Genomic DNA, 9,758 nt, shown 5'->3' with positions numbered 1-9,758 from the left:
GTGAAGTTGGTGGAATCGGTGGTGAAGAAGACGGTGTCGTTTCTGCCGGTGAATTAGCTGATCCTGAAGAATGTAAGATCATTGCCGAATTAGGTGTAGATTTCTTAGCTGCCGGTATCGGTAACATCCATGGAAAATACCCTGCAAACTGGGCTGGTTTGAGCTTTGATCGTTTAGCTGAAATCCAGGCTTCTACAAACGGTAAACCATTAGTATTACACGGTGGTTCTGGTATCCCTCGTGAACAAGTTAAGAAAGCTATTGATTTAGGTGTTTCTAAAGTTAACGTAAATACAGAATGCCAGCTTGTATTTGCAGATGCTACTCGTAAATACATCGAAGCCGGAAAAGATCAGGAAGGAAAAGGTTACGATCCACGTAAACTGTTGAAACCAGGAGCTGATGCCATCACTGAATTAGTAAAAGAAATGATGACAAATTTCTTCGGTTCTGCTGGAAAAGCTGAATAATTCAAAACCTTATAGAGTCGGATGCGTCCGGCTCTTTTTCTTTTTCCTCCTTGTAATTTCATAAACATTTCTTTAGAATAAAAAGGAACACTTGAAATGAACACAGTTTTGTGTATGATATATAAGCATGTCTAGGAGGTAAGGTATGGAGGAAATAATCAAGATCGAAGGAGGCCATCCTTTACGGGGGACAGTACGAATCAGTGGTTCTAAGAATTCAACGGTGGCATTAATTCCTGCCTGTGTTTTAGCCAACGAACCAGTAACGATTTATGGTGTTCCTAACATCAGTGATGTGGAATCCTTAAAAGTCTTGTTGGAAGAATTAGATGTAGATGTAAAACAGTGTGATGAAGAAACACTTTATATAGATCCAAGTCAAATGAACAATAAGCCTATGGTATCACAGGCTGTTAGTAAGCTTAGAGCCAGCTATTATTTTATGGGGGCTTTATTAGGAAAGTTCGGTCATGTAGAGATCAAAATGCCGGGTGGATGTTATTTGGGGCCTCGTCCTATTGATTTGCACTTAAAAGGCTTTGAAGCTTTAGGGGCTACTGTACAATATACAAAAGGTTGTTATATTCTTGATGCCAAGGAACTGGTAGGAACGAATATCTTTTTGGATATCAGTTCCGTAGGGGCAACAATCAATATCATGATGGCAGCTGTCTATGCCAAAGGACGAACAGTTATTGAAAATGCGGCCAGAGAACCGGAAATCATTGATATTGCTACGCTTTTAAATAAAATGGGGGCACGTATTCATGGTATGGGCACCAGTACGCTGACCATTGATGGGGTAGAACGATTGGGTGGTTGTATGCATGAGATCATTCCGGATCGTATTGAAGCCAGTACCTATCTGATCATCGCAGCAGCTATGGCCGATACCATGCGTATTGAAAATATAATTCCGCAGCATGTGGAAGCTATCACAATGAAGCTGAAGGAAATCGGTATTCAAATGAAGGTAGAGTCGGATGCAATCGAAGTGTATAAGACAGAAGGACCTTTAAAGCCAACTGATATTCTGACAAAACCATATCCAGGGTTTGCCACGGATGTTCAGCAGCCTTTTACGGCACTTTTGACACGTGCTCAGGGACAATCGGTCGTAACGGAAACCATCTATACAGAGCGTTTCAAGCATTGTTATGAACTGAATAAAATGGGAGCGGATATTGATGTTCGTGTGCCAAGTTCCTTTATCAATGGAAATACGCCTTTAACAGGAACCAGTGTTACGGCAACTGATCTTCGCTGTGGAGCTTGTCTTGTGATTGCTGCTTTGATGGCAGAAGGCGTAACGGAAATTCATGACGTTTATCATATCGATCGAGGATATGAGGATCTGGATGGAAAATTAAAATCGTTAGGCGCCGTGCTTTGGCGAGAAGAAGTTGAATAGACTGCAATTGATTTTGCGGTCTTTTTTCTTTATCATAAAAGTATGATCAAAGTTGCCTTGTTAGAGTATGAAAAAGAATCTATGGAAGTTGTTTTTTCCCTGGCGAAAGTTTTTGATACGCTGGACTGGACATTTCGTGTCTTTACAAAAGCCTCGGAACTGGCAAAACGCATGAAGGTGGAGGATTATCAAATCTTTGTCTTTGATGAGGTATTTAAGACACCTCGTTTGGAAAGTGTATTTGTGCATGATCATCCCAGTGCTTTGTTTATCTATCTGTGTAAAAATGTATTGGCGGTAAAAGGAAATGATCAAAGAAACCGTGTCTTATATATCGATAAGGCAAAGATTCGTCAGCAGATTGAAAATGAAAGAGAACTGCTTCTTTCACAATATCACCAAAGTGAATTCTATGAATTGAACTACGATGGAATCCATGTTCGATTGCCTTATCAGGATATTTATTATCTGGATAAAATGGAAAAGATGATTTATTTTCATACGCGAAAAGGAGAATTTCATGAGCGAGCTAATATGGCTGATTTAGAAGAACGTCTGGCTGATTTTGGATTTCTACGCGTACATGTGTCCTATCTTGTGAATGCCAAATACATCGTATGCTGGTTTAAGGATGAAGTAGAACTTAGTAATGGTGATAAGGTGCCGCTTTCCAGAGCACAAAAAAAGAAGATTTTGGCTAAACAAAGGTCAAAAAAGACAATATGACAACCAAGATGGACAGAGTGCTTGTGATCGTTATAAAATCATATATACTGTAAGTGAACAAAGGAAATAGAAGTAAGCGAAAGGTTTCCTTTCTAAATGAAACGATAGAGAGCGGTGGGAAGATGACAATAGTTTAATCGTTGGAAATTGATTTTTCCGGCAAAGCACGAAACTATGGAGAGAAGACTCCAAAGGGTATGTCGGAGCAATCCGAAAAAAACATTCCGTAAAACTTGGTGAATGCGTGGATGAAAGATTGACAGGCTGGTAAGGCTGTCAGGTGATGGATTTCACAGATAAAACCATCTTTGCATATCATGAAGCTGTCATCTAATCCTACATAAAAAGAGCACAGACACCGGAATATTGGAGTAATCGGAAAATGCTGTGGAAAATACGTTATGTGGGTAACATCTCAATAGATGAACTTATACAACAACTGAATTTGTAAGGCAAGACTTGTGGTCTTGCCTTCTTTTGGCATAGATGAAAACTGAAATGAAAAAGTGGTCAAAAAAAGAGTCAAAACAGATGCAATTTTTAAAGAAATCTGTCATAGTATAGGCAAGGAGGAAATACTAATGAAAAAATATGTATGTGATGTATGTGGATGGGAATATGATGAATCCGTAGGTATTCCTGAACAAGGTATTGCACCGGGTACAAAGTTTGAAGATCTTCCTGAAGATTTTGTTTGTCCATTGTGCGGTGTAGGAAAAGATCAGTTCAGTCCAGTAGAGTAATACATGAAATAAGAATCTTCGGATTCTTATTTTTTTGGTTTGAATTATGTGATTTTTTTTAACTGTGGTATATTATATACATAAATAGAAAAGTTGAGGATCTTGTATGAAACTATTAGCTACGGATTATGATGGAACTTTAAAATACGCAAAACATATTATGCCTGAGGATCTACAGGCCATTCAGGATTGGAAAAAGGCCGGCAACCTGTTTGTTTTATGTACGGGTCGATCAATGGAATCCATCGAGGCCCAGGCCAAACAATACGATTTACCGGTTGATTACTACATTACAAATAATGGCGGTATGGTCTTTGATCGAGAAGGACATGAACTGCTTTCCTATTATTTAGATATTGTGACGGCCGTCGATATCATTTATGCGGCCAAGCAGGAAGAAGGAGTAGCCAGTGTTGTGATCAATGATGGTGTACATCGTCACAAAATGACAATTGATGAAAGTATTACGGATCGTCGTTATCCGGAAATGCAAAGTGATATGAGTGTGGATGACTTGATCAATACACAAAAAATCGCTCAGATCGTTATTTCTATGTCTGAACAAAATCTGGCGGTTACATTGGCAGAAAACATCAATATGTTCTTTGGTGAAATTGTAGTGGCCTATGCCAATAACTTTGTAGTGGATGTTGTTCCTAAAGGGGTTTCCAAGGCAACCGGTTTGGAATTTGTCGTGGAATATACGAATACAAACGAAGAAGATGTTTATACTATCGGTGATTCCTACAATGATATTCCGCTAATGACGTATGGATATCATGGTGCCTGTATGGAAATGGCGGATGAAGCGGTTAAAGAAAATGCGAACGTTTTCTATGAATCGGTAGGCTCTATGATTCATACGATTTTAAAATAAAACGTATAAGGGGGTAAGGAAATGAATATAACGCTCAGCGATATTTCATTGCTCCTGCGGCTGATTTTGGATATTCTTGTTGTCTGGGCATTGATTTACTATGCATTACGTATCGTGCGTAATAACACACGAACGATTCAGATCACAAAGGGAATCTTGTTTATCATTATCGTACAAGGGCTTTCTACATTACTGGGATTAAATGCATTAAGCTTTCTGATCAGTATCTTTGTGAACTGGGGCGTTGTTGTCATCGTGATCATTTTTCAGCCGGAAATACGTGCCATGTTGGAAAAGTTTGGTAAATCGTCTTCCATCTTAGGTGCCAATGTTTCCAAGGAAGAGCAGATCAATATGATCGAAGAACTGGTTCGTGCCTGTGAGCAGATGTCAAAGACCAAGACGGGTGCTTTGATCTCCATTCAGCGAAATTCATCGATGGAAGATTATGTACATACAGGAATCGAAATGGATTCGGTTGTATCAAGTGAGCTTTTGGGTACGATCTTTCAGTATGGGACACCCATGCATGATGGAGCGGTAATCATCATTGGAAATAAGATTGCCTGTGCGGCAGCTTATTTTCCACCTACGACAAAGGATCTTCCCAGCAAGTATGGGGCTAGACATCGTGCGGCGGTAGGTATCAGTGAAATCACGGATTCTATTACGATCATCGTCAGTGAAGAAACAGGCAATATCTCGGTAGCCATGAATGGTCAGTTGACGCAATATAAACCAGAGGGACTTTCCCGTCTTTTGCGCAATTTGCTTGTGCCGGATACAGAAAAACCAACAGGCAGTCCATTGTTCAGGCCAATCATTGATACGGCTAAAAGTCTGGGGTTCAATCGTTCGCGCAGACAAATTGAGATGCGTAAACAACAGAATGTGGATGAAAGAATCCAACCACTGGAAATTGTCGATCTCACAAGGCAGGGGGTGAATACGCATGGCAAAGCCAAGTAAGGATAAATCCTCTGCAGGTTTTTTGGATCGTTTTTTGGAAGTGCTGTATTCTTTCTTTCGACGCTTTAATAAATTGTTTGATCGTGTTGTTTTCAATAAAGCTGGTTCCTTGATCATCTCTTTGATTGCTTCTCTGGTGATTTGTATCGCCATTGATTATCAGGATATTCGTATCGAACTGTTTAATGATACGACAACGGTCGTCGATCTGGGAAATGTGAATACAGAGATCAATTTAGATCAGAATAAGTATGAGGTCAGTGGTATTCCTTCCAGTGTGCAGGTAACGCTATCTGGTGAGGAAACCGATATAGAAGTGTATCAGAAGCAACATCCGAATTTGACGGTAAAAGCGGATTTGAGCCAGTATAAAGAGGGAAGCTATATTATCGATTTGGCACTGGAGGATCTTCCATCGACCATTAAGGCTTCCATATCACCGGCGACGGTCACGGCCACGATCACATCTAAGCGTACACGTGTCTTTAGTGTAGCACCGGAAATCTTGATCGGAGCCGGACAAAAGGCATCGGATTTCAAGACACCGACTTTAGCAGTCAACAGTGTTACGATTCGAGCTACAGCGGATGAGCTGAATGCGATTCGATTTGTACGTGCTATCGTGGATGTCAGTGGATTTACCAGCGGAAATTCTGCGAAAGTCAATGCCAATGTTGTGGCTTATGATGCGGATGGTAACCGTGTACAAGTGGAAATCGATCCTACAACGATCGAAGCAACGGTTGAAAGAGAAGATACAGAATAGGAGTATAGAATTATGGGAAAATATTTTGGTACCGATGGCGTGCGGGGACGTGCCAATGAGGGATTGACACTGGATATGGCCATTCAAATTGGTCAGTATCTGGGCATGTATTATGGAAAAGAAAAGCATGCTCGTATCCTGATTGGAAAAGATACACGTTTGAGCGGTGATATGTTTGAATTGGGATTGGCAGCCGGCGCTACTTCCATGGGAGCACAGGTCTATTTGTTAGGGGTATGTCCTACACCGGCCGTCAGCTATCTGATTCAAAAAGAGCGCTTTGACTGCGGTATCATGGTATCGGCCAGTCACAATCCTTATTATGATAATGGAATCAAGGTCTTCAATCATCACGGGGAGACGATGGAAGAAGATGTGCTTTTACAGATCGAAGATTATATCGATGGCAAAAGTACTCTGACTTTAAATACCGGAGATAAGATCGGAGAATACTTTGAATGGCAGGATGGCCTGGAAATTTATATGTCCTGGTTAAAGGAAATCGTGCCGGTCGATTTAAGTGGCTTTAAGATTGCGGTCGATAATGCCAATGGTTCCGCCACCAGTACCGCGATTGAAACTTTAGATTCTTTAGGTGCAACCGTAGAAGCCATTTCCAATTCACCAAATGGGATCAATATCAATAAAAACTGTGGTTCTACACATCCGGAAAAGCTGCAGCAGATGGTCAAAGAGGGCGACTATGATATCGGTTTGGCTTTTGATGGCGATGCCGATCGTTTGATTGCGGTCAATGCCAAAGGTGAACTTGTCGATGGAGATTACATTCTATACATCTGTTCAAGATATATGAAATCGGTCAACCGCTTGAATAAAAATATGTGTGTAACGACTGTCATGGCTAATTTAGGTTTGTATAAAGCTTTAGATGCCAATAAGATCGATTATGTACAAACACCGGTCGGTGATAAGTATGTATTTGAAGAAATGCAGAAAAACGATTACTATCTGGGTGGAGAACAAAGCGGACATATCATTTTCTATGAAAATGCAGTAACAGGCGATGGCTTATTAACGGCATTGAAACTTTTAGAAATCATGAAGAATACCGGAAAATCGTTAGAGGAGCTTTCGGAAGGATTGTTTATTTATCCACAGCTTTTAAAAAATGTTAAAGTAAACGATAAAGAAGCAGCTTTAAAAGATGAAGCCTTGTGGAAGGTCGTTAAAGAAGTGGAAGACGAATTAAAGGATGAAGGACGTATTTTAGTTCGTCCAAGTGGTACAGAGCCATTGGTTCGTGTCATGGTAGAGGCAAAGACAGATGAACTTTGCCAGCAGTATGTACAGCGTGTCGTTGATTTTATAGAGGAAAGTCAGTATTAAGGAGGGAGATCATGAAGCGAGTAATCTGTGTGGTTGAAGATGAAAAAGATCTAAACAACCTGGTTGCACAATATTTACGCAAAGAAGGCTACGAAGTACGTTCTTACTATACGTATGAAGAAGCCAGTGCTCACGTTCAGGATGATGATGTGCATTTGTGGATTCTGGATATCATGTTGGATGACAAATCCGGCTTTGATCTAATTGAAGAGATCCGTCTGCAGGGACCGGAAACACCGGTTATCTTTATGTCAGCTCGTGATAAAGAATTTGACCGCATCATCGGTTTAGAAAAAGGTTGTGATGACTATATCACAAAGCCATTTTCACCTAAAGAAATGGTGCTTCGTGTCAACAATATCATCAAACGTGCCTATAAGGATGACAATAACCGTATTGCGGTAGATGGATATGAACTGGATGAAGAACAGCGTAAGATCTATGCCGATAATGTTGAAATTGAACTGACGACAAAGGAATTTGATCTTTTGATGATGTTTATTAAAAATAAAGGTATTGCCTTTTCACGAGATAAGATCTTAGAAAACGTATGGGATGAAAACTACTTTGGAAGTGATCGTGTAGTGGATGATACGTTACGTCGTTTACGTAAAAAACTACCGAATCTGAACATCCATACCATTTATGGATACGGATATCGTTTAGGATAGGTTCATGTTTTCTCAATTTTTTAAAAAGCTTTCTTTAACACAGCAGGTCTTATTGATGATACTGCTGTTTATCAGTTTTTTTGCGACGTTTTTCTTTTTTTATCTCAGCAATAACATTGACAATATGATTGCCAATCAGATGTACACGACCATGTCCAGTCGCCAGCAGCCTATTGTTTCTTTATTGAAATCGAATTTATTAGGTGCCGGGGATGCCTATGATGCGATTTATAAAGCTTTGTCCAGCGATAACATACAAACTAACTGTATCGTTTCCAAAGACAGCAAAAGCAATGAAATGCAGATCACAATTTTAAATCCGGACAATGCCGATGATGTCGATCAAAGCCTATATCGTTATTTGATCAACCAATCAGCAAATATGGTTTCGGATCATAATGAAGAAATGCAGGGAACGATTTCAAATCAAAGCATACAATATTATTATCGACTCCAGCAGGTACAGACAACCAACGGTGTGATCGTTTTGGTCAGCTTTATGGATGATGCCTATCCGCAAAGCATACGAAATACTTTGGTTGAATCCACGGTTTATGGTACGATACTGGCATTTTGTATCTTTATCATCATCATGATGATCTGGGTTTTCTCAATCATTCATCCTTTGAATCAGATCAAATCGTATATTGCGCAGGTGAAGCAGGGAAAAGAAGTGGAACTGCATTTGAATCGCGATGATGAGATCGGAGAAGTGGCCAAAGAACTGGTCAATATGAAGGATGAGCTGCAAAAGCAGGAAAAAGTGAAAGAAGAAATGATTCATAACATCTCTCACGATCTAAAAACACCGATTGCCACGATCAAATCGTATTCTGAATCCATTAAGGATGGTATATATCCGTATGGAACCCTGGAAAAAAGTATCGATGTGATCTTAGATAATGCCAATCGATTGGAAGCAAAAGTACATAACTTATTGTATTTGAATCGTATTGAATATTTGATTACCAGTGATGCCGAGGGCGTTGTGACCAATATGAAAGAAGTTGTGGAGGAAGTCGTATTAAATTCGGCGGTGATTCGTCCGGAAATTCGCATCATTACTGATGTGGAAGAAGTCTTCTTTGACGGACTTTTGGAATCCTGGCGTGTTTGTATTGAAAATATTATGGAAAACGCATTCCGTTATGCGAAAAGCTATATACAGATTACGGTCCGGGAAAATGATTTACAGATATCCAATGATGGTCCAAAGATGCCGGAGGATCGAATCGAAGCTCTTTTCAGGCCTTATGAAAAAGGTGAGGGCGGACGCTTTGGCTTAGGTCTTTCTATCGTATCTCGTGTTGTTAAAGCTAATAAATATCATGTAAAAGGCTTTAATACAGAGGATGGTGTATGTTTCAGGATTTACCGAGATGTTCCAAAGCCAAAGAAAAAGCCGAGCGACCGAAAAAGCTGGCGTGACAACAAGGCCCATGAAAATAAAAAAGAAACAGAAGTAAAAGAGAACAAGGAGGATCTGACATGAGAGTAGGAACGATTGGATCTGGTGTGATTGTAGATCGTATGATTGATGCGATGAAACAGACAAAAGATGTAGAGGTGGTTGCCGTATATTCTCGAACAAAAGAGAAAGCGGAAGACTATGCGCAAAAACATCAGATTGAAAAATCGTATCATGACCTGGAAAAAATGCTTCAGGATATCACCATTGATACGATTTATGTCGCCAGTCCCAACAGCCTTCATTTTGAACAGTCAAAAAGAGCGCTGCAGTCAGGAAAGCATGTCATCTGTGAAAAACCATTTACACC

Annotated in this window: 11 protein-coding genes; all 11 read left to right on the top strand. The window is 40.0% G+C overall.

Translation table 11 applies throughout. The features are described 5' to 3' along the window. On the top strand, window positions 1-470 hold a 470-nt coding region (locus U0M88_RS00920), incomplete at its 5' end, for a class II fructose-bisphosphate aldolase (RefSeq protein WP_331868617.1). Between the two features lie 145 nt (window positions 471-615). Next, on the top strand, window positions 616-1,881 hold the full coding sequence (locus U0M88_RS00915) for a UDP-N-acetylglucosamine 1-carboxyvinyltransferase (protein ID WP_022790001.1): 1,266 nt from the start codon (window positions 616-618) through the stop codon (window positions 1,879-1,881). A 42-nt stretch (window positions 1,882-1,923) separates the two neighbouring features. After that, window positions 1,924-2,607, top strand: coding sequence for a LytR/AlgR family response regulator transcription factor (locus U0M88_RS00910; RefSeq protein ID WP_331868616.1), 684 nt, complete (start codon window positions 1,924-1,926; stop codon window positions 2,605-2,607). Window positions 2,608-3,188: 581 nt separating this feature from the next. After that, entirely contained in the window at window positions 3,189-3,350 is a 162-nt protein-coding gene (rd, locus tag U0M88_RS00905; RefSeq protein ID WP_022790003.1) for a rubredoxin, read from the top strand. 106 nt (window positions 3,351-3,456) lie between these two features. Then, on the top strand, window positions 3,457-4,227 hold the full coding sequence (locus U0M88_RS00900; RefSeq protein ID WP_205140221.1) for a Cof-type HAD-IIB family hydrolase: 771 nt from the start codon (window positions 3,457-3,459) through the stop codon (window positions 4,225-4,227). A 21-nt stretch (window positions 4,228-4,248) separates the two neighbouring features. Further along, window positions 4,249-5,196 (top strand): diadenylate cyclase CdaA, encoded by a 948-nt coding sequence (gene cdaA, locus U0M88_RS00895; RefSeq protein WP_168966485.1) that lies wholly within the window; start codon window positions 4,249-4,251, stop codon window positions 5,194-5,196. Further along, the gene (locus U0M88_RS00890; protein WP_195221977.1) at window positions 5,180-5,962 is read left to right on the top strand and encodes a CdaR family protein; all 783 of its coding nucleotides are present in this window, start codon (window positions 5,180-5,182) and stop codon (window positions 5,960-5,962) included. The genes cdaA and U0M88_RS00890 overlap by 17 nt, the downstream gene beginning before the upstream one ends. Before the next feature lie 12 nt (window positions 5,963-5,974). Continuing rightward, window positions 5,975-7,309, top strand: a complete 1,335-nt coding sequence (gene glmM, locus U0M88_RS00885; RefSeq protein WP_331868615.1) for a phosphoglucosamine mutase — start codon at window positions 5,975-5,977, stop codon at window positions 7,307-7,309. An 11-nt stretch (window positions 7,310-7,320) separates the two neighbouring features. Beyond that, entirely contained in the window at window positions 7,321-7,980 is a 660-nt protein-coding gene (locus U0M88_RS00880) for a response regulator transcription factor (protein WP_022790006.1), read from the top strand. A 4-nt stretch (window positions 7,981-7,984) separates the two neighbouring features. Next, complete coding sequence (locus U0M88_RS00875) at window positions 7,985-9,472, top strand: HAMP domain-containing sensor histidine kinase (RefSeq protein WP_117445823.1); 1,488 nt, start codon at window positions 7,985-7,987, stop codon at window positions 9,470-9,472. Then, on the top strand, window positions 9,469-9,758 hold a 290-nt coding region (locus U0M88_RS00870), incomplete at its 3' end, for a Gfo/Idh/MocA family protein (RefSeq protein WP_331868614.1). The genes U0M88_RS00875 and U0M88_RS00870, both read left to right, overlap by 4 nt.

The organism is Faecalicoccus sp., assembly GCF_036552745.1.
GTDB lineage: Bacteria > Bacillota_I > Bacilli_A > Erysipelotrichales > Erysipelotrichaceae > Faecalicoccus.
The sequence above is the reverse complement of the archived record's forward strand: the minus strand, read 5'-3'. Positions and strand labels throughout refer to the sequence as shown.